Annotated in this window: 1 pseudogene; it reads right to left on the bottom strand. The window is 68.1% G+C overall.

What is annotated here, in order from left to right:
- A pseudogene (locus tag ACFQ80_RS22590) lies at positions 1-1,021 on the bottom strand (right-handed parallel beta-helix repeat-containing protein); the annotation flags it as partial.

Below are 1,021 nucleotides of genomic sequence, written 5' to 3'. Positions count from 1 at the left end.
TCGCCGACGTGGTCGATGTAGAGGTTGCGGAACGTGTGCTGGTGGGTCAGGTCGCCCTCGCCGGGCCAGCCGCCCTCGACCTTGATGCCGTCCGCACCGAGGTTCTCCAGCAGGGAGTCCTCGACGGTCAGGTGGTCGTTCGCGAACAGGGCGTAGACGCCGGTGAACCCCGTGTCGCGGATGTGCATGCCGGTGAGGGTGATGTGCGAGGTGTTCTCGAGCGTGACGGCACCGAACCGGTTGCGGGGCATCTCGATCTGCCGGTCGTACTCGGGGTACTCGTGCGGGACGCCGGCGTCGCCGGCGCTGGTCCAGCCGTTGCGGTACCAGCCGACGAAGTCCGAGTACTGCACGCCGAGGCCGTCGAACGTGATGTCGTGCGCCCGGTCCTCGGGGGAGTCGCCCTTGACGTCCACGAGCGTCGTGACGGTCGGCCGCATGACGGTGACGCCGTCCATCGAGCCCGCGGCCGGCTTGTAGTAGAGCTCGCCCGCCTCGTGGTCCAGGTAGTACTCGCCGGCCTGGTCGAGGAAGTCGAGGGAGTTCTGCAGGAAGTAGCGGGAGCCGCTGCGGCTGTTGATCATCGCGTAGCGGGTCCAGTGGTCGAGGATGAGCTTGTTGTCGGTGTCCTTGATGTCCGCGTTCTTGATCGGCACCGTGTCGGTGAACCAGCTCCACGAGCCACCCGACCAGATCGTGACCTGCGCCGGCCAGCTGGTGTACGAGCCCAGGTCCGCCGTCTCGTCCCACTCGCCGGGGTTGTAGCCGATCTGGTCGCGGACCCCTTCCTTCTCGGGCTCGATCAGGCGCGAGAAGAGGTACGGCGCGTGGGTGTCCTCGCTCGTGCGGTTCGGGTGCCGCGCGGTGGTGGCGCGGTCCCCGTCGACGAACAGCGTGTAGAAGGGGGCGTCCAGGTCGACGGACGCCTTGTAGATGCCGTCCTGGTAGGGCTCCCAGCCGGTGACGGGCTCGGCGCCGACGAGGTTGGCCTTGCCGGGGCCGTCGGCGGAGCGGTAGATCA

The sequence above is a fragment of the Isoptericola sp. NPDC056578 genome (genome assembly GCF_042793275.1).
Lineage (GTDB): Bacteria > Actinomycetota > Actinomycetes > Actinomycetales > Cellulomonadaceae > Isoptericola.
Note: the sequence above shows the minus strand (reverse complement) of the source record. Positions and strands in the feature narration are given on the sequence as shown.